This is a genomic window from Labilithrix luteola, from assembly GCF_001263205.1.
Taxonomy (GTDB): Bacteria; Myxococcota_A; Polyangia; order Polyangiales; family Polyangiaceae; genus Labilithrix; species Labilithrix luteola.
On record NZ_CP012333.1, the window covers coordinates 3,447,510 to 3,465,560 of the forward strand.

At 67.5% G+C, this 18,051-nt stretch carries 16 protein-coding genes; 12 read left to right on the forward strand and 4 right to left on the reverse strand.

Translation table 11 applies throughout. The features are described from left to right. Window positions 1–76: 76 nt before the first annotated feature. The 3 genes from AKJ09_RS15475 to AKJ09_RS15485 all read left to right on the forward strand — a co-directional run bounded on the left by AKJ09_RS15475 (window position 77) and on the right by AKJ09_RS15485 (window position 2,771). Window positions 77–1,075, forward strand: coding sequence for an aldo/keto reductase (locus AKJ09_RS15475; protein WP_146647971.1), 999 nt, complete (start codon window positions 77–79; stop codon window positions 1,073–1,075). Further along, window positions 1,065–1,853 (forward strand): phytanoyl-CoA dioxygenase family protein, encoded by a 789-nt coding sequence (locus tag AKJ09_RS15480; protein WP_146647972.1) that lies wholly within the window; start codon window positions 1,065–1,067, stop codon window positions 1,851–1,853. The genes AKJ09_RS15475 and AKJ09_RS15480 overlap by 11 nt, the downstream gene beginning before the upstream one ends. Window positions 1,854–2,015: 162 nt before the next feature. Continuing rightward, complete coding sequence (locus AKJ09_RS15485) at window positions 2,016–2,771, forward strand: response regulator (protein WP_169927557.1); 756 nt, start codon at window positions 2,016–2,018, stop codon at window positions 2,769–2,771. Between the two features lie 32 nt (window positions 2,772–2,803). Here AKJ09_RS15485 and AKJ09_RS15490 read toward each other — a convergent pair whose 3' ends face one another. Both AKJ09_RS15490 and AKJ09_RS15495 read right to left on the reverse strand, forming a co-directional pair. After that, the gene (locus AKJ09_RS15490) at window positions 2,804–3,712 is read right to left on the reverse strand and encodes a branched-chain amino acid ABC transporter permease (RefSeq protein WP_240488488.1); all 909 of its coding nucleotides are present in this window, start codon (window positions 3,710–3,712) and stop codon (window positions 2,804–2,806) included. A gap of 46 nt (window positions 3,713–3,758) precedes the next feature. Further along, window positions 3,759–4,916, reverse strand: a complete 1,158-nt coding sequence (locus AKJ09_RS15495; protein WP_146647974.1) for an ABC transporter substrate-binding protein — start codon at window positions 4,914–4,916, stop codon at window positions 3,759–3,761. Between the two features lie 194 nt (window positions 4,917–5,110). Here AKJ09_RS15495 and AKJ09_RS15500 point away from each other — a divergent pair, with 194 nt between their 5' ends. After that, window positions 5,111–6,448 carry a serine/threonine-protein kinase gene (locus AKJ09_RS15500; protein WP_169927558.1) on the forward strand — a complete coding sequence of 446 codons (1,338 nt, stop codon included), beginning with the start codon at window positions 5,111–5,113 and terminating at the stop codon, window positions 6,446–6,448. A gap of 3 nt (window positions 6,449–6,451) precedes the next feature. Here the strand turns inward: AKJ09_RS15500 and AKJ09_RS15505 are convergent, their stop codons facing one another. Then, the gene (locus AKJ09_RS15505; RefSeq protein ID WP_146647976.1) at window positions 6,452–7,099 is read right to left on the reverse strand and encodes a succinate dehydrogenase/fumarate reductase transmembrane subunit; all 648 of its coding nucleotides are present in this window, start codon (window positions 7,097–7,099) and stop codon (window positions 6,452–6,454) included. Between the two features lie 81 nt (window positions 7,100–7,180). Between AKJ09_RS15505 and AKJ09_RS15510 the strand changes: the two genes are divergently transcribed. Both AKJ09_RS15510 and AKJ09_RS15515 read left to right on the forward strand, forming a co-directional pair. Beyond that, window positions 7,181–8,575 carry an alpha/beta hydrolase family protein gene (locus AKJ09_RS15510; protein WP_146647977.1) on the forward strand — a complete coding sequence of 465 codons (1,395 nt, stop codon included), beginning with the start codon at window positions 7,181–7,183 and terminating at the stop codon, window positions 8,573–8,575. Then, the gene (locus AKJ09_RS15515; RefSeq protein WP_146647978.1) at window positions 8,572–9,993 is read left to right on the forward strand and encodes a hypothetical protein; all 1,422 of its coding nucleotides are present in this window, start codon (window positions 8,572–8,574) and stop codon (window positions 9,991–9,993) included. The genes AKJ09_RS15510 and AKJ09_RS15515 overlap by 4 nt, the downstream gene beginning before the upstream one ends. A 37-nt stretch (window positions 9,994–10,030) precedes the next feature. On the opposite strand, the gene AKJ09_RS15520 is transcribed toward AKJ09_RS15515, so the two are convergent. Beyond that, complete coding sequence (locus tag AKJ09_RS15520; RefSeq protein ID WP_146647979.1) at window positions 10,031–11,695, reverse strand: acyl-CoA dehydrogenase family protein; 1,665 nt, start codon at window positions 11,693–11,695, stop codon at window positions 10,031–10,033. 261 nt (window positions 11,696–11,956) lie between these two features. On the opposite strand from AKJ09_RS15520, the gene AKJ09_RS15525 reads away from it, so the two are divergent. The 6 genes from AKJ09_RS15525 to AKJ09_RS15550 all read left to right on the forward strand — a co-directional run bounded on the left by AKJ09_RS15525 (window position 11,957) and on the right by AKJ09_RS15550 (window position 18,049). Continuing rightward, entirely contained in the window at window positions 11,957–12,511 is a 555-nt protein-coding gene (locus tag AKJ09_RS15525) for an RNA polymerase sigma factor (protein ID WP_146647980.1), read from the forward strand. Next, entirely contained in the window at window positions 12,496–13,764 is a 1,269-nt protein-coding gene (locus AKJ09_RS15530; RefSeq protein ID WP_169927559.1) for a FecR domain-containing protein, read from the forward strand. Before AKJ09_RS15525 ends, AKJ09_RS15530 begins: the two co-directional genes overlap by 16 nt. Then, on the forward strand, window positions 13,761–14,825 hold the full coding sequence (locus AKJ09_RS15535; RefSeq protein ID WP_146647982.1) for a hypothetical protein: 1,065 nt from the start codon (window positions 13,761–13,763) through the stop codon (window positions 14,823–14,825). The genes AKJ09_RS15530 and AKJ09_RS15535 overlap by 4 nt, the downstream gene beginning before the upstream one ends. Then, the gene (locus tag AKJ09_RS15540) at window positions 14,822–15,499 is read left to right on the forward strand and encodes a hypothetical protein (RefSeq protein ID WP_146647983.1); all 678 of its coding nucleotides are present in this window, start codon (window positions 14,822–14,824) and stop codon (window positions 15,497–15,499) included. Before AKJ09_RS15535 ends, AKJ09_RS15540 begins: the two co-directional genes overlap by 4 nt. Next, window positions 15,487–16,137: a hypothetical protein gene (locus tag AKJ09_RS15545; protein ID WP_146647984.1), complete on the forward strand. Its 651-nt coding sequence runs from the start codon at window positions 15,487–15,489 to the stop codon at window positions 16,135–16,137. The genes AKJ09_RS15540 and AKJ09_RS15545 overlap by 13 nt, the downstream gene beginning before the upstream one ends. 61 nt (window positions 16,138–16,198) lie before the next feature. After that, on the forward strand, window positions 16,199–18,049 hold the full coding sequence (locus tag AKJ09_RS15550; RefSeq protein ID WP_146647985.1) for a c-type cytochrome: 1,851 nt from the start codon (window positions 16,199–16,201) through the stop codon (window positions 18,047–18,049). The last annotated feature ends 2 nt before the right edge of the window (window positions 18,050–18,051 follow it).

Below are 18,051 nucleotides of genomic sequence, written 5' to 3' on the forward strand. Positions count from 1 at the left end.
ATGAGTTACGATACACCGCACGACGACGCAAGTTGCTGCGCGATGGCATCGGCCATCCGGCAGGTGTAGACGCTGCATGGTGAGCGACCTCCCCTTCCCTCTCACCGCGTCTCTCGACGGGCGCGCCGCCGAAGAGCCTGCGCGACTCGTGCTCGGGTCGATGAATTTCGGCAAGCGCACGACCGAGAAAGACGCGAAGGCCATCCTGGCACGCGCCGTCGAGCTCGGCGTGGTTCACGTCGACACAGCGAACGCGTACGTCGACGGCACGTCGGAGCGCATCGTCGGCGCCTTCGCGCGAAGTCAGCCGGGTCTGCGCGACCGGCTCGTCGTCGCTACGAAGGTCGGCTTCGGCCGGATCGCCGGCAAGCCCGAGGGACTCTCGAAGAAACGCGTGCTCGAGGCATGCGACGAGAGCCTCGGCCGACTGGGACTCGACGTCATCGACGTCTACTACTTGCACGCTCCCGATCGCGCGACGCCCATCGAGGAGACGCTCGATGCCCTCGCCGAGCTGCTCGACAAGAAGAAGATCCGCGCCTGGGGCGTGTCGAACTACGCGGCCTGGCAGGTGCTCGAGATGATCGAGCTCGCCGACAAGCGAAGCATGCCCAGGCCGGCCATCGCGCAGCAGCTGTACAACGTGCTCATTCGGCAGCTCGACGTCGAATGGTTCTCGTTCGCGAAGCGCTACGGCCTGCACACGACCGTCTACAACCCGCTCGCGGGCGGCCTTCTCTCGGGCAAGCACACGCGCGGCGCAGACGTGCCGAAGGGCTCACGCTTCGACAAGAATCGCCTCTACCTCGGCCGCTACTTCACCGACGCGATGTTCGACCGCGTGGAGCAGCTGACTGGCATCGCCCGCGAGGCCGACATCCGCTTGCTCGAGCTCGCGTACGCGTGGCTTGCTTCGGCCCCGGGCGTCGACTCGATCTTGCTCGGCCCGGCGACCGTGGAGCAGCTCGAACAAGGCGTCGCCGCGTGCGCCAAACCTCTCGCCCCCGAAGTCCGTGCGCGCATCGACGCGCTCCATCGAACCTGGCTCGGCACCGATACGTACTATGCCCGCTGAAGTTTCACTCCTGACCGACACGGCCATCGACGAAGCGATCGCGCACTATCGCGCGCACGGCTGGGCACGACTTGGCAAGCTCGCCGACGACGCCACGCTCGAAGGCCTCCGCGCCCGCGCCGACGCGATCATGCTCGGCGAGGTGAAGTACGAGGGCCTGTTTTTCCAGCATGATTCCGACACGGGGCGCTACGAAGACCTCGCGTACGGTGAAGGTTGGCAGGGCCCGTCACTCCAGTACCGCAAGGTCGAGAAGCTCGAGAAGGACCCGCTCTACTGGGCGTGGATCACCTCGCCGCTCTTCCAGGTCATCGCTCGGCGCGTGCACCCCGAGGCGAGCGGCGTCGCGATCTATCGCGCGTTCTTGATGAACAAGCATGCCGGCGGTGGCTCGAACCTTCCCTGGCACCAGGACGGCGGCCGGTTCTGGGGGCTCGATCGCGATCCGGTCCTGCAGATCTGGACGGGCCTCGACGACGCCGGTGAAGACGGCGGCTGCGTCGAGGTCGTCGAGGGCAGCCACGCCGCAGGCCTCGCCACGCCGCTCGGAGGCGTTGTCCCGCCGAATCACCTCGAAGCCATGGAGTCGGAGGCCAAGGCCCGACGAATTCCGACCGTCGCGGGCGAGGTCCTCCTCATTCACAACCACGTCTGGCACCGCTCGGGCCGCTCCCACACCGGGCGACCGCGGCGAGCCCTCAGCGTTTGTTACATGGATGCCGCGACCCAGTGCGTGCGGAAGAAGCGGGCTCCGCGCGAGTTCGTTCGCGTCTTCTGAGGATTCGATGCACAGCCGCGACTCGATGGGCGCACTGAACACCTGGCTCAAGGCGTCGTATGACGCGGCGCGGTCGAACGCGAGCGTTCCGTTACGGTCGACCTCGGTTCATTCGGTTGCGCCTTTTTCGCGCTCATCTGCTCTCCGTGTTAAGTTTTGCCGGTGATACGGGGCCGCGTTCTCGTCATTGACGGAGACGAGTGGGTTGGCCGCCTGCTCGGGCGCTTTCTCCAAGAGAAGAACTTCGCGGTCGACGTTTGTTCGGAGGCGCGCGCGGGCTTCGAGAAGGCGTGCCAGACCGTTCCCGATTGCATCGTCTGCAACGTCGATCTCCCGGACATCGACGGGTTCTGGGTCGCACGACGCATCCGGACCGAGGGCGGTCCCGTCTCGAGGACGCTGCTGCTCTTCCTCGCCGACTCGCAAGACAAGGAGCTGCGTCTGCAGGCCCTGCAGGTCGGCGGCGACACGCTCCTTTCGCGGCCCGTGTCGAATGACGAGATCGTCGCGCAGATCAACGCGCTCATCGATTTGTCCCGCCGCTATCAACGCAAAGAGAGCGAGGAGCCTTCGTCCACCTCGCTCGCCGCGGCCTTCCGAGGCGACCTCTCGAACTTTCCGCTCGCCAGCATTCTGATGATGCTCGAGATGGAGCGGCGCACCGGCACGCTCGACGTCGTCTCCGAATCGAACACGCGCGCGGTTCTGACGCTCACGGGCGGCCTCTTCGCCGTCACCGAGATCAGCGGCCGATCGGCTCCGGCCATCGATGTCCTCCGTCAGGTCCTGTCCTGGCGTACCGGGCGTTTCGCGTTTCATCCTCGCGATCCCGGAGCCGTTCCGCCTCCGCGCGGCTCGATCGGCGCGCTCGTCCTCGAAGCCATGCGCCTCGAAGACGAGAAAAAAGCGGCCCAGTAACGCTTGGTCGACGCCCAGCGTCGCTCGTTCCCTTAGACCTTTTCGGCGCGCGTCGAGCCGAGCAGGCCGGCCGGCCGAACGAGGAGCACGGCGATGAGGACGAGGAAGACGAGAACGTCGACGCCGCCCGAGTAGTCGGTGAGCTTCACGAGCTCGCCGATGACGCCGATGAGAAGGCCGCCAAGCATCGCGCCCGTGATGCTGCCGATGCCGCCGAGCACCGCGGCGACGAACGCGCGCGTGCCGATGATGACGCCCATCGTCGGATAAACCTGGGACTGGTCGACGCAGTAGAGAACCGCCCCGAGCGCCGCGAGCGACGAGCCGAGCGCGAAGGTCATCGAGATGACCCGCGAGGTGCGAATGCCCATGAGGCGCGCGGCTTCTTCGTTGGCACTGAGCGCGCGCATCGCTTTGCCGAACCAGGTGCGCTTCACGATGATCTCGAGCGCGACCATCACCACGAGCGTGACGACGAGAATGACGACGCGCGAGGAGCTCAACGTTCCGACGCCGGGGAGGTCCACGGTGCCCGGCATCAACTGCGGATAAGGCCGGAAACGGGCGGAAAATAGGAGCTGGGCGAGGTTCTGCAGGAGCACGCTCATGCCGAGCGCGGTCACGAGCGGCGTGATGCGGACGAGCGCTCCGCGACCGCGACCTCGAAGCGGCCGATACGCGACGCGCTCGACGGTGATGCCGAGCAGGGCCGCGCCGACCATCGCGAGCAGCGTGCCCGCGATGCCCGCCACCATCGGATTGGCCGAACCGCCGAAGGCCGTGATGAGGAAGAGGCCGAAATACGCGCCCATCATGAACACTTCGCTGTGCGCGAAGTTGATGAGCTTCAACACGCCGTAGACCATCGTGTAGCCGAGCGCGACGAGGGCGATCATGGCCCCCTGCGTGAGGCCGGTGACCAGGGCTTCGATGATCTTCAAGCGGCGAGTCCCCTTCGTTCGGTCTCGAGCCTAGGCGTCTCGTGGCCTATTCGGCCAGTACTTGCGTGGCGAAGCGGAACTTCTTGTCCTTGATCTGGACGACCACGATGGGCTTGTTGGCGTTGCGGTCCTTGTCGATCGACAAGGTTCCCGTGGCGCCCTGGAAATCCTTGGTGTCGGCGATTGCCTTGCGGAGGGCTTCGGGCGACGTGTCCGGAGCGCGGCCCATGGCGTCGAAGAGGAGGCTCGCGGCGTCGTAGCCCTGCGCGCTCAAGCTCGACGGGTCGTGCTTGTACTTCTCTTCGAACGCGGCGAGGAACTTCTTCGAGTTCGGCCAGGGAACGTCGGGCGCGTAGTGGTTCGTGAAGTAGGCGCCTTCGAGCTCCGCGCCGGCGCCCTCGAGGAGGTTCGCCGAGTCCCAGCCGTCGCCGCCCACGAAGCTCGAGCCCGGGATGCCGACCTGCTTGGCCTGGCGCGCAACCTGGACCATCTCGTTGTAGTAGTTCGGAACGAAGATGACCTCGGGGTTCGCGGCCTTGAGCTCGTTCAGGTACGTCGTGAAGTTCGTCTCGCCCTTCTGGTAGCCCTTGTCCACGACGATGGTGCCACCGAGCTTGGTGAACTCCTCGCGGAAGCTCTTGGCGAGGCCCGACGAATACGTGTCCTGCGCGGCGTAGAAGATGCCGACCTTGTTCTTCTTCAGCTCGTTCTTCACGAAGCGCGCGGCGACCTTGCCCTGCTGCTCGTCGGTGAAGCAGACGCGGAACACCCAGTCGCGCCCCTGCGTGACCTCGACCGCCGTGGACGACGGCGTGATCAGCGGAATGTGAGCGTTGTTGGCGACGAGACCGCCGGCGAGCGAGCGGCTCGAGGCAACCTCTCCCAGCACGGCGACGACCTTGTCACGATCGATGAGCTGGCGAACCTTCTGCGAGGCTTCCTGCGTGGTGGACTTGTCGTCCTCGTAGATCACGCGGATCTTCTTGCCTCGGATGCCACCGGCGGCGTTGCGCTCGTCGAGCGCGAGCTCGATCCCTTCGCGCGTGTCGGTGCCGAACGTGGAGTCGGCGCCGGACAGCGAGAGGTACGCGCCGACCGGGATCTCGTCACTCTTCTTGCTGCATCCGGCACCAACCCCAAGACCGAAAACGGAGACGAGGGCGAGCGAGCAAAGGCTCAGGGAGAAAACGCGCCGCGAGAGCATGACGGGCGGGCATACCAGGCAATTTTGCCGGCGGCCAGTGTGCGGTCGTGCTTGGTCCCATCCACGTGGAAGACTTTCTGTTTCCTGGCCGTGCCGGGGCCGCCTTGGCGACGCCACGAACACAACTCCGACAGTGTCGTGAAGTTTCCTCCCCCTCGACTCGTCAAAGTCCCCGAATGGGTGACGAGGGCTCCATGGTTGGACGGATTCTCGGCAGCCGCTATCGGGTCGTCCGCGAGATCGGGACAGGCGGGATGGGCTGGGTCTTCGAAGCCGAGCAACTCGGCCTTTCGAGAACGGTCGCGCTCAAAGTCCTCCGCAACGCCGATGCCCGATCGCTCGGTCGACTTCGCCAGGAGGCGCTCACCGCCGGTGCGCTTCGGAGCCCGCACGTCGTCGCCGTCTTCGATTTCTGCGCGGAGCCCGACGAGCCCCCGTTTCTCGTGATGGAGCTTCTCGAGGGCGAGTCGCTCTCGTCGCTCCTCAAGCGCACGCGCAAGCTTCCGCCGGCGCTCGCCGCGCGCATCGCGAGCCATGTGCTGGCGGGGCTCGATGCCGCGCATCAGGCCGGGATCGTCCATCGCGACGTGAAGCCGTCGAACATCTGGATCACGCGCTCGCTCGCCGATGACGTCGTCAAACTGCTCGACTTTGGCATCGTCAAATCGATGCAGGACGACGACGCCAAGGGCTTCGCCACCACCGTGGGCTCGGTGCTCGGAACGCCGTCGTACGTGTCGCCCGAACAGCTACGTGGGATGCCCGTCGATGCACGCACCGACTTGCATGCGCTCGGTGTCGTGCTCCACGAGATGCTCACGGGGCGAAAGCCTTGGGTCACCGAGACGGTGGCGCTCTTCAAGGAGATCCTCGACCGCGTACCTCCCCATCTGTCGTTCCTCGCGCCCGAGGTTCCGACGGGCCTCGGCGACATCGTAGCGCGCGCGTTGGAGAAGGACCCTGCAGCACGCTTCCAAAACGCCGCGGAGATGCTCGCAGCGCTGGCTCCCTATGCGCAGGGCGCCGGTCGCTCGATTCCACCGCCGGCGCCGACCCGCGGGATGACCGCCGTGATGGGACCCGCCACCCAGCGCGTCTCGAACGTTCCGACGACAGCGCCGCTCGAGCCGCCCATCGTGCTTCCACCGCCTCCTCGCACGCCGTCGTTCCAGCCGCCTCCGATCGCGTCGATGACGCCGGCGCCTGCCGCGGTGGTGCCGCCTTCGTCGCCGAGCGGGCAGGTCGGACGAACGTTGGTCTCGATGCCGTCGTATCCGCCGCCTCGGTCTTCGAAGCCGCAGGTCGTATCCATTCCGGCGGCGCCGCCATCGACGTCGCGGCCCGCGCGACGGTCCTTCGCGCCGTTCGCGCTCGGGGCGTCACTCGCCCTGGCGATCGTTGGGGTGCTCGGCGCGGTCGTTCACTGGCTCAATGCGCGAAATGCGACGACGGCTCCTGATGCAGCCGCGGCGATCACCACGGTCACAGGAGCCGTCCGAACGGCGCCGGATGCGGCGCCGCGATCACGCTGAGATTCAGGCGCCGGCGGACCAGAGAGCGTACACGGCGCCCCAGCCCATCGCGAGCAGCACGAGGAAGAAGAGGATCGAGAGGCCGTTCAGCTTCGTGAGCGAGCGGCGGCTCGAGACGATGCCCCAGCTCATGCAGAACGTCTGCAGGCCGTTCGCGAGGTGGTAGGCGACGCCGAGGATGCCGAGCACGTAGACCGCGAGGGTCGGGCCGTGGTGGTGCATCTCGTGGGCGATGTCCGAGAACGCCTCCGCGTGGCCTTCGACGAGGCGCGGGTGGAGCAGGGCGAGCCAGATGTGCGCGCCGAGGAAGAGCAGGACGCCAATCGCGCTGAGACGCTGGAGCGCGTACTTCAGATTCGCGAAGTAGCCGTAGCGAACGTTGTTCGGCTGCGACGTCGAGATGCGCGCGATGCCCCAGATGGTGTGGAGGGCGAGCGGCAGGAGCGAAACCAGGCCCGACGCGAAGAAGGCGATCGGGTGGCTGTACTCGGTGACGTTCTTCTGCCAGGCGACCCCGCCCTGGAACGCCGAGAGGTTGTTCCAGAGGTGGTTGACCGTCCAGACAGCGAGCGGAACGACCGCAAGGAGCGAGCCGAGGCGCGAACGAAGGAAAGTACCGTCGGCACGTTGGGTCTGCGCAACTGCAGTCATGCCGCTCCTCTAGGGTAAGCGGCCGCCTTTTGACAAGGCATTCGTGCGCTCCTCGGGCCTTGCCGGTAGGCTTTGGGCGCGATGCCGTGGCCGCCCTTGCCGCCGATTTCGATGGACCTGCTCTCCCCCCTCGCCGGAACGGTCCTGCTCTTTCTCGGGGATTCCGGCACGCCGCGGCTCGACGTGTCGCACGACGACGTCGACGGGGTGGCGGTCGAGTCCTTCGACGTCGGGGGTGAGCGGGTCGCCTTCGCGGATCTGGGGCGTTCCCGAGCGGCCGGACGGGTGGTTCTTCGGTTCGCCGCCCGAGGAGCAGCGGTCCGGGTCCCCCACTGCGCCGGCCGCGGACACGTCTTCGTCGATGGAGCTCAGCAGAGCGTGCCGGCGAAAGGCCCCGTGGTCATCAAGCTCGACCGTTCCGATGTCGACCACGAGGTGAAGGTCGAAATCGACGTCAGCGGCTACGAGAAGCGGATCGCGTGCGGCGAGCCTCCTCGGGTGGGCAACCCCGTCCGATCGACCGACGGCCTGTCGCTCGTCCGCTTCGCCAGCCCCGAGGCGAGCAAAGGCGGCGGCGAGGCGGTGGTCTTCGTGCCCCGCGGACACGACCGCACGGCGCCCGGGGCCCTGCTCGTCGGAACCCATCCGTGGAACGGTGGCGTCTGGACGTACGCCGCCTATCGCGAGCTGCTCGAAGAGGCCCAAGCGAAGGACGTGGTGCTCGTCATGCCGAGCGGCCTCGGCAACTCCCTCTACACCGCCGATGCCGAAGGCGAGGTGATGCGCGCCATCGACGCGGTGAAGACCGCCGTAGCGGTCGACCCGCAGCGAGTGTCGATCTGGGGCGCATCGATGGGCGGCGCCGGCGCGACGACGATTGCCTTCCACAGGCCCGATCGCTTCGCCTTCGTGGCGAGCTACTTCGGCGACAGCAAGTACGACATGACGACCTACGTGAAGTCCATTCTCGGCGGCACGGGGGGCGCTCACGCGGTCAACGCGCTCGACGTGATCGAGAATGGTCGGCACCTGCCCGTCTTCCTCGTGCACGGCGAGAACGACCGCACGTCGCCCATCGTCCAGAGCTCCATGCTCGAGAGCGCCATGAAGAAGCGTGGCATGAGCGTCGACTTCGAGCGCGTTCCGGGAATGGCCCACGAAGGACCGCTGGTCGTGAAGTACATCCGAACGGTGGTCGACCGCGCGGCAACGGCCAAGGCACCCGTGCATCCTACACGCGTCTCCTTCCGTAGCGTGCGCGCCGAAGACACGAGCGCCTACGGCGTTCGCCTCGTGCGGTCCGGCAAGGGCGACGCGTTCGTCGATCTCGAAAAGCGAAGCGACGGCATCCACGTTCTCGCCGCGGAAGGCACGCGTGAAATCGTGCTCGGGCCCAGCGCGCTCGGGGCGAGCGGAGGCGAAGCCATTTCGTTCGAGCGCGGCGTATCCGGTGTCCGCGTGCGCTTCGAACCATGAAGAATCGTCGCGCCATGCAGATCGGTGCGCCGATCGTGGCCGTAGCCACGATGATGATCGGCCTTCGCGTGGGTGCGAAAAGCGCCGTGCGGGCAGCCACGGTCTTCGGCGCGCCCGTGGGAATGGCACCGCCGGGAGGCAAGGCTCGTCTCGCGTGGCAGGTGCTCACGTATCTCGACGATCGGGGCGTGCGCGAGACCATCGCCATGCAAGGGCTCCACGTCATCGGACGTTCGAAGGGCGCCGAGGCTCGCTGGGACGGCGCGAGCAACGAAGACGGCATCGCGGAGATCGCGCTCGAGCTGCCCGATCTGAAGACTGGGGATCCGGTCGATCTCGAGATCCGCGTCGACGGAGACAGCGAACCGCTCGCCAGCGGAACGGTCGCCTGGCACGACGTGGCGTGGGCACGCTCGGAGCCGAACCACGTTGCGGCGGTGAGGCCGACGAGCCGTTCGGGCACGATGAATCTCGATGTCGTCATCGAGGGCGGGCGCCTCGTCGTCGGGTTTCCCACGCCCCTCTGGGTTCGCTCGAAGCTCCCCGCCGGCGCTCACGGGCGCGTCACCGTCGACGCATCGCCGGAGCCCGGCCTCGTGTTCGATCGCGAGAGCGTCACGTCATGCGAGGACGGCTGGGCCGAGTTCTCCGCGCGCGCCATGGCGCACGTGACGGGAGGCAGCTTCCACGCTCGCGCGCTCGGCGATCCGAACGTCGAGGGAAAGTGGTTCGGCGCGCTGCCCGTCGCCCCCGGCGCCTTCTTCGTGAGCGTCCCGCGCGTCATGCCTGCCGGGACTCCGAACCTCGCCGTGCTCGTCGCGCCCAATCCACGGAAGGTCGTTTACGCCGAGGTCGACGACGTGCACGGACGCGTGATCGCCGCGGCCCTTCCGGTCGAAACGGACCCGACCGATACGATCCCGCGGGCGCGCTTCGAGCTTCCTCCGCTCGCGAGCGGACTGCACTGGCTCGTGGTCTCCGGCGAACCGCGGGGTGCAGAGCATCTGGCGGGCGCGGCGATCGCGAGGCCATTCTTCGTGGGGACGTCGAACGAGGTCGACGTGCAGAACGCCTGCAGTATCGGCCCCTGGCTCGCGTCTCACGAAGCGACGGGATTTCCGCGATGGATCGCGCTCGATGGTCTGCCCGCGCGAAGCCGGGCGAACCGAGGCCGACATTTCGCCGGCCTGCTCATCGCGGGCGTTTCGCTCCTCGCGGCAGGTCTGCTCGAAGTCCTGCTCCTCACGGCCGCCGCGCGCGAGGCAAGGGTCGCGATGCAGCTCGCCGAGCTCGACGAGCTCGATCCCGAAGCCAAGCGCGTCACCGCGAAGCCTCCGGGCGGAGGACTCGCGGTGGCCGTGCTCGTGGTGCTCCTCGGTTTTGCGCTCCTCGCAGCGCTTCTCGTCGCCAAGGCGTAAGCAACGAAAAGCGCCCGCGAGCGCCTTCGAGGCCCGCTCAGCCGAGAAGGATGCGTGCGTCCGCGTCGAGCGATTCGTCGACGATGAGGTCGACGCCCGCGCGCGCGAAGCGACGAGCCGCGGCGGCCGGCTTGGCGTCGTCGTCGAACTTCTTCGAGCGCGTAGCCTCGCGGATGAGGAGCGCGAGCTCGAGGGCCCGGCCGAGGCTCAGCGCGAGACGGCGTGCGCCCGCTTCGACGGCCGTGGGGCCGCCTTCCATCGTCTTCATCAGCCACGCCTGCGCGTGCTCGACCGTGCGCATGGCGAGCTCCGCCTCGGCCTTGAGCGTGGGGTCGGCGCCCTGAACGCACCCGTGGATCTCGCGCGCGATCGGCTCGAGCGTGCCCGTCTTGGAGAGGGCGCGGAGGAGATCGAGCGAGAGCACGTTGGTCGTGCCTTCCCAGATCGGAAGCACCTGCGCATCGCGGAGCAGGCGCGGAAGGCCGGTGTCTTCGATGTAGCCCGCGCCGCCGAACGCCTCGAGCGACTCGCTGGCGATCGCCACGGCCTGCTTGGCCGTCGTGAGCTTCACGATCGGGGTCATGAGGCGAAGGAGGGCCGCTTCGTGCTCGTTGATCTCGCCAGCCTCGTCTTTGCCGAGCAGCTCGACGGCGCGGAACGCCAGGTGGAACGCTCCCTGGTACTCGGCCTCGATGGTCGCGAGCGTGTCGATGTGGAGCGACTTCTGCGCGAGCGGCGCACCGAACGCAATGCGACGAGTCGCGTAGTCCTTGGCGAGCGCGATGGCCCGGCGCATGCCGCTGACCGCACAAACCGCATTCCAGGTGCGGGTGATGGTGAGCATCGGCGTGATGTTCTTGATGCCGTCGCGCAGGCCGATGACCGGGATCGCTTTGGCGCCATCGAGCGTCAGCTCCGCGGTCGGAACCATGCGCGTGCCGAGCTTGTCCTTCAGGCGATTGACCTCGATGCCGTTCATCGAGCCATCCGCGTTGCGGACTTCGACGTAAAAGAGCGCGAGGCCGCTACCGCCAGGCGGATTGCCCTCGGGGCGGCCGAGGGTTAGCGCCATCTGCGAGGTCGTCGCGGAGCTGAACCACTTGGTGCCGTAAAGGCGGTACGCGTCGCCGTCGGGACGGGCGACCGTCTCGCAGATGGCGACGTCGGAGCCGCCGGTCCGCTCCGTCATCCACTGGCCGCTCGTCCACGCCGAGCCAGGGTCGCGGCTCGTCAAACGAGGGACGGCGCGGTCGATGAGGCCCTGGTTCTTCGACGCGATGAGGGTGCGGGCGGCGCCGTCGGTCATCGCGAGCGGGCACGAGTAGACGCCCCAGGAGCCGTCGATGAGATAGATCATCGCGAACTGGTGGAGGCGCGAGAGGGCACCACTCTTGCGCTCGTAGGCCGTGCCGATGAGGCCCTTTTCCGCCGTGATCTTGGCTGCTTTTTGCCAGAGGGCCGTGACCTCGATGCGGTCGACGCGTTTGCCCCACGGATCCCATTGAATGAGCTCGGGCTCCCCCGCGTACCCCATGAGGAGCTCACGGTAGAGCTCTCCGCCCGAGAGCTCGCCCACGTCCAGCAGCTCCGGCTCGACCCGCGTGAGAACGTCCGGCGGGAGCGTATGCCGCAGATAGCGTCGAAGAACGTCGTCGCCGACGTACTGGTTTCCGAGCTCGGGAGGGGTCTGGAAGAACGCCATTGCCCTCACGTTAATGCGGGCAAGGGTCTGGCGCGAGTCTCATACGCCTGCTACCGCGCCCGAGCTGGCTTGCTTTTCTGAACCGTCCCGAAGGGCTGCGGACACGGGGGGACCGAGGTGCTCACGCGATCGCGACATCGCCCCCCCGAACGACGGGCCGACGGGGCAACGGATTCGAAGCCGGACGCGGGCCCGACCCAACAGCGGACCAGCATTGTCCGCGAACTCCATCCCGGGCGCACGGGGCTCTCGGACGAGACGTTGGTCGGGGCACTCCGCGCGGGTGAGCCGAACGCCACGGCCACGATGTTCGATCGCTACGGCGACCGCATGGAACGCCTGCTTTTCAGCCTGCTCGGGCCCGAACCCGAGATCGAGGACTTGCTCCACGAGGTCTTTCTCCAGGCCATCCAGTGCATCGGTGCGCTCGAGGAGCCGTCGCGGCTTCGCAGCTGGCTGACCGGAATCACCGTGCACACGGCGCGGGGGTTCATTCGCCGTAAGACTCGACGGCGGTGGCTCTCCTTCGTGGAGGAGGTGCCCGAGCGCCCCGCGATCGCGGCGAGCGAAGAGATCACCGAAGCCACCCGGTGCACCTTCGAGGTGCTCTCGGCCATGAACGCCGACGAGCGCGTGATTTTCAGCCTGCGCTTCATCGAGGGCCTGGAGCTCGCCGAGATCGCCCTCGCATGCGACCTCTCCATCTCGACGGCCAAGCGCCGCCTCAAAGACGCGGAGAAGCACTTTCTCGTGCGCGCCAAGAAGTACTCGACGCTCCACCCTTGGATCGAGGAGGGCCGATGGGCGATCGGATGAATCCCACAGCGCGCCTCGGACTGCACGTCGCGACCTCGCTCACGCGGGTGCGAGCGTCCTCCGATCTGAAAGCTCGCGCCCGCGAAAAGCTTCTCGCGGGAAGGGCTGCGAAGGAGAAGACCTCCCGCTCGAACCGTACGCGTCGAAGCCTCGTCGCGTTCGCCATGGCATCGGCCGCTGCGCTCTTCCTCGGCGCCTGGTTCGCCTGGCCTCGAGCAACGCTGTCGTTCGCGATCGAAGGAGAGAAAGCGCCTGGGGTCGTTGGGGCATTCTTGTCGGCCAACGGCGAGGCCGAATTGCCCCTCGCCTTCTCCGACGGAACGCGTGTGGTGCTCGGCAAGGGTGCGCGCGCGCGTGTGGCCCATGTCGACGCGCGGGGAGCCCGCGTCCTGCTCGAGAGCGGCGAGCTCCACGCGAACGTCGTTCATCGCGACGACACGCGCTGGCTGGTCGAAGCTGGCCCATACCAAGTCCGCGTCACCGGAACACGTTTCGACGTGCGCTGGGATGCGGATGCGCAATCCGTGGTCGTCCGGTTGATCGAAGGGTCGGTCATCGTGTCCGGCTGCACGCTCGGAGAAGGTCGCCGCGTCTCGGCGGGCGAGGAACTCGTTGCATCTTGCAAGGAGTCCCCGAGCAGCCCTCCGTCGACCAACGATGCGAGTACGGCCGTGGCGACCGTCGTTCCTGACGAGGTCGCGGCATCGCCCGCGGTCACGGCTCACGCAGCGGCCAGTCACGTGAACCTCGCAGCGGCCTCCTCCAGCGAAGCCGTGGCGGCGACAACCAGCCGAGCGACGCCCCTCCACAAGGCCGTCGACGCATCTGCGGTCGTTCCTTCGGGCGCCGCTTCGACCGCCACCGAAACCGTGAAGGCGCCCGACGCGAGCGAGCTTCTGCTGCGCGCCGACGACGACCGCTTTGCGCGACGCTACGACGATGCCGAGAATGCGTTGCTCGAAGTCCGGAAGCGCTTCGGCGGAACCGATGCCGCGGCCAAGGCGGCCTTCGAGCTCGGACGAATCAAGTTCGACGCGCGCGGTGACTTCGGCCAGGCCGCGTCGTGGTTCGATACGTACCTTCACGAGCGGCCCACGGGAACGCTCGCCCGCGAGGCGCTTGGTCGAGGCCTCGAGGCTCGCCTTCGTGCCGAAGATACCGAGACGGCAGCCAACCTCGCCAGGCGCTATCTCGCCGCGTATCCGGATGGCCCTCACGCGAAGCTCGCACGAAAGGCTCTGGAAGGGCGATGAGGTCATCGCCAGGGAAATGGCTCGCGGGCGCGATCGGCGTCGCGATCGCCGTGGCGACGGCTCCTGCCCTGGCGGCAGGTGAGCGCGTCGTCGTCGCGACGCCACCGGCCGACCCACTCGCGGACCGGGTACAGAAAGAGCTCCAAGCGATCGGCCTCGACCCACAGCTCGCCGTGGAGACGCGGGGCTGCACGCGCTCGGCCGTGCTCAAGCTCGCGCACCGTGCCCACGCGAAGGCCGTGGTGAGCCTCGAAGAAAAATCGTTGTGCGTGTGGATCCTCCACGCGGGAAGCCTCGGCCTCGAAGAGGTCATCGGGCGGGGTGCGGACGACGATGCAGGAACCGACGACTTGGCGGTTCGCGTCGCGGAGATCACGCGTGCCAATCTCTCGTCCGCCGAAGAGGAGCGGCAACCGCCCCCTCCGCCGCAGCCCGTGTTCGACCCCCAGGAGAAGGTCGAAGAAGACAAGCCACCTCCCAAGCCCGAGGTGCCGCGTGTACCGACGTTCCTGGTTGGTGCGGGCGTGGGCCGGATGATCGGCGGAGCGTCTCGCGAGGGGGTCCGCGGGCCCATCCAGTCCATCGCGGGGATGTCGCTCAGCCTCGATGCCGCGCTTCGCATCTCCCAGTTCCTCGCCTTCACGGCGCGCGCCGAGATTGCGGTCGGGACGCCGACGATCCCCGCGTTCGTGAATGCGGGTGGTGACGGCAGCACGATCGCGATCGAAGGGATTCATGTCGATCCGTCGCTCTTCGCGTTCGGGCTGAACGTGCCGCTCGCGCGCGTCGACTCGCTCGTCATCCCTCGTCTCGGCGCAGGGGTGGGCTTTTCGTGGCTTCACGCGCAAGCCGGCAGCAACTCGACGGACATCTTTTCGCCGGCCGTCTACGGAGACATCGCGCTGTCGCTTCGCGTGTACGGCCCGCTCCGCGCCGCAGTGAGCGGATTGCTTGGCGCCACGGGCCATCGGATGGTCGCACTCACCGAGGGCACGGAGATTGCCAACTGGGGTCAGCCTTTCGGCGCCGTCGACCTGCGCGCAGAGTGGGTGTTCGAATGAAGTCACTCCGAACCGGGAGTGCAGTTGCGTTTCTCGCGCTCACCACGTCGGCCGCCGCGTGCGGCGACCTCTACGCCGATCCGATTCCGACAACGCCTCCCGCGGCCGGTAGTCCCGTGGTGGGCATTCCCGAGGACCCGCAGGTGTCGAACCCGGTCGACACGCGCGCAGCCTGCGGCACGCTGCGTCCGAAGAGCAACGATCCGTGCGTGAACGTCGGTCAGACCTGCGAGTACGGCACGAGTCCGGACAGCCGATGCAACGAACTCCTCGTCTGTGAGCAAACGACGGGTGGCCCTGGCTGGTTCGCCCGACCATGGAACGCGTGCTCACGAAGCCTCTGCCCCGATGGAGGCCGCGTGGCGAATCTCGATGGGACGCCGTGCACGCTGGATGCTGGCGCTGGAGCCAGTGACGCGGACGAGCTCGTATGTCCGATGAGCGATGGCTTCTGTGCCTGCACGACGGGGCCGGATGCAGCGCATGCCCACGAACGGCGATGGTCGTGTCAGAAGCCGGATCCCGGGTGCCCGACGCAGCGACCGCTCGTCGGCCAGAGCTGCTTCCGCGCGGACCTCACGTGCGACTACGGAAGCTGCGTCTTCAAGGAAGGGCGTCGCATGACGTGCAACGGCAGGCGCTGGGATACGGGTGATTCGTCATGCAACGAATGACTCGATGCGCGCTAGGACTGGGCTTGGCCCTCGTCGTGAGCGCCGGATGCACGGCCGCGAGCAGCCGTGTATCGAGCGGCGGTGCGTTCACCGAAGCGGTCGTCGACGCGACGGTTTCCGACGGAGGTCGATCCAGAGCCGCCAGCCCTCCATCGGACGGCGCCACGTTCGAGTGCCCCGACGCGGTCGACGGCTCGCCCCCTTCCTGGTGTTCCGAAGGCTCGTGGTGCGAGTACGGACAGGCCGTTGATCGTTCGTGCAACGATCAATTGCACTGCGTGAAGGGCAGCTGGAAAACGCTGCCGAAGGAGTGTGCCGTTACATGCCCCGAGACGTGGGACGAGATTGCGGAAGGGTCCGCCTGCTCGGACGCCGAGCAGATTTGCACGTTCGACGAGGGAACCTGCGGTTGCGTGATGGCCGAATCCGATGCGGGACTCGATGACGCCGACTCCGACGGCGGCGATGCCTCGGTGGAACGTCGTGGGCGCTGGACGTGCGCGCGCGCCGCGAGCGGATGCCCCGGACGACGTCCACTGATCGGCAACCCGTGCGTCAAAGACATGACCTGCGACTACGGAACCGAGGTCTTCGGCATCGATCTCACCTTCGCATGCGTGAACAGGCAATGGCGCTGAGCCTCGCGAATTTTGACCCGTCGATCGAGCCTCGTGCCACCGGGGGTTCGTGGGAGGAAACATGATCTCGAAGACGTGGACGCGCACTCTGTTCCCGCTGCTTGCGGTCGCCGCTGCCTGCGGCTCCAAAGACCATGAACAGCTCGCGGCCGCTGGCGGGGTCGCCGCCACGCCGCCACCTGGCCCCCAGCCGGATCTCGGCCCTCTGATCCAGGCGACCAAGCCTCCACCGCCCATCTCCGGTGGCACCCTCGCGGTGACGAGGGACCGCGCCACGATCGTCGCCGCCGATACCGATCGCGACCTTGCCTATGTCGTCGATCTCGCAGGCCGGGCGCTGGTCCGCACCGTGAATCTTCCGCCGGGTTCCGAACCGGGCCGCGTGGCGATCGGTCTCGATCGGGTCGCGCACGTCGTGCTGCGAAAGGCCGGGAAGATCGCCTCGTTCGCGCTAGACGGCGGCGAGGTCGACTACCGCGACGTCTGCGCGACGCCGCGAGGTATCGGCGTCGACAACGTGCGGAGCGCCCTGAAGGTGACGTGCGCGAGCGGCGAGCTCCTCACCGTGCCGCTCGACGGAAGCGCGATCTCGAGCGTCAACGTCGAACGCGATCTGCGCGACGTCGTCGTGAACACGGACGGCACGACCTTCGTGAGCACGTTCCGCTCGGCGAAGTTGCTGCGCGTGGCCAAGGGCGCGGTCGGTTCGTCGCGAACGAGCGGCTCGATCATGATGGCGTGGCGTGCCGCGGCGGCTCCGGTGGACGACCCTCCGGCGTCGAGCGGAGACGGCGGGTCCGGCACCGATGCTGGCACGCCGGAGCCGACCAACGACGATGGTGAGATCGCCGTCGTCGGTCAGGAAGCCAGCCCCGAACCGGTGCAGACCACCCCCGGTGGCTACGGAAGCGGCGTCGTGGTCGGCCCGGGAACTGACTGCGGAGCGACGGCGTCGGGCATCGTCACGACGCACCTCTCGCTCGCGAACGGAGGGGACGTGAACCTGCCGGACGCGGTTCTCCCGGTCGACCTGGCGACGAACGGGCGCGACTACGTCGTGGTCGCCGCAGGCAACGCCTTCACGCCATCGCTCCCGCAGCTCTTCGTCGTCCAGAAGGGGTCGATCGATCAATCCGGGACGTGCGTGCCGGTGGGTCGAGGCAACGTTCCCGGACAGGCCGTGGCAGCGATCTTCGGAGCGCGCGACCAGCTCGTCGTGCAGACGCGCGAGCCCGCGGCGCTGCACATCATGAGCGAAGATCGGCTGAGGCCCTGGAAGACGATCCCCCTCGCCAACGACAGCCGCGCGGACACCGGACACATCCTCTTCCACGTCAACGCCGGCGGACACATCGCCTGCGCTTCGTGTCACGGAGAGGGCGGCGACGACGCGCATACGTGGACGTTCGTCGACATGGGACCGCGTCGTACGCCGTCACTGCTCGGCACGGTGGCCCACACCGAGCCCTTCCATTGGGACGGGGACATGACCGACCTCCGTACGCTCGTCGATCATGTCTTCGTCGGGCGCATGAGCGGTCCGCAGGTCGACGACCAGCACCTCGAGGTCCTCCGCAGCTGGCTCTACGCGCTCCCTGCTCCGGCGCAGTTGCGCCCCTCGACCGACGTCGCGGCAACGCGCGGGTCGACGCTGTTCGGCCAGCGCTGTGCCTCGTGCCACTCCGGCCCGTCGCTCACGAACAACAAGACGGAGGACGTCGGAACCGGAAAGGCCTTCCAGGTGCCCTCGCTCGTCGGCGTCGCTTGGCGCGGTCCCTTCCTGCATGACGGGTGCGCCACCACGCTCCGCGATCGGTTCCTTCCCGGCTGCGGAGGCACCAAGCACGGTGACACGAGCGACCTCTCGCCCGCGCAGATCGACGATCTCGTCGCCTTCCTCGAGACGCTCTAACG

What these genes read in the sequence shown, in the direction of transcription:
- AKJ09_RS15475 (WP_146647971.1), top strand. Translation starts at nt 77, where the DNA reads ATGGTGAGCGACCTCCCCTTCCCTCTCACCGCGTCTCTCGACGGGCGC.
- AKJ09_RS15480 (WP_146647972.1), top strand. Translation starts at nt 1,065, where the DNA reads ATGCCCGCTGAAGTTTCACTCCTGACCGACACGGCCATCGACGAAGCG.
- AKJ09_RS15495 (WP_146647974.1), bottom strand. Translation starts at nt 4,916, where the DNA reads ATGCTCTCGCGGCGCGTTTTCTCCCTGAGCCTTTGCTCGCTCGCCCTC.
- AKJ09_RS15500 (WP_169927558.1), top strand. Translation starts at nt 5,111, where the DNA reads ATGGTTGGACGGATTCTCGGCAGCCGCTATCGGGTCGTCCGCGAGATC.
- AKJ09_RS15505 (WP_146647976.1), bottom strand. Translation starts at nt 7,099, where the DNA reads ATGACTGCAGTTGCGCAGACCCAACGTGCCGACGGTACTTTCCTTCGT.
- AKJ09_RS15510 (WP_146647977.1), top strand. Translation starts at nt 7,181, where the DNA reads ATGCCGTGGCCGCCCTTGCCGCCGATTTCGATGGACCTGCTCTCCCCC.
- AKJ09_RS15515 (WP_146647978.1), top strand. Translation starts at nt 8,572, where the DNA reads ATGAAGAATCGTCGCGCCATGCAGATCGGTGCGCCGATCGTGGCCGTA.
- AKJ09_RS15520 (WP_146647979.1), bottom strand. Translation starts at nt 11,695, where the DNA reads ATGGCGTTCTTCCAGACCCCTCCCGAGCTCGGAAACCAGTACGTCGGC.
- AKJ09_RS15530 (WP_169927559.1), top strand. Translation starts at nt 12,496, where the DNA reads ATGGGCGATCGGATGAATCCCACAGCGCGCCTCGGACTGCACGTCGCG.
- AKJ09_RS15535 (WP_146647982.1), top strand. Translation starts at nt 13,761, where the DNA reads ATGAGGTCATCGCCAGGGAAATGGCTCGCGGGCGCGATCGGCGTCGCG.
- AKJ09_RS15540 (WP_146647983.1), top strand. Translation starts at nt 14,822, where the DNA reads ATGAAGTCACTCCGAACCGGGAGTGCAGTTGCGTTTCTCGCGCTCACC.
- AKJ09_RS15545 (WP_146647984.1), top strand. Translation starts at nt 15,487, where the DNA reads ATGCAACGAATGACTCGATGCGCGCTAGGACTGGGCTTGGCCCTCGTC.
- AKJ09_RS15550 (WP_146647985.1), top strand. Translation starts at nt 16,199, where the DNA reads ATGATCTCGAAGACGTGGACGCGCACTCTGTTCCCGCTGCTTGCGGTC.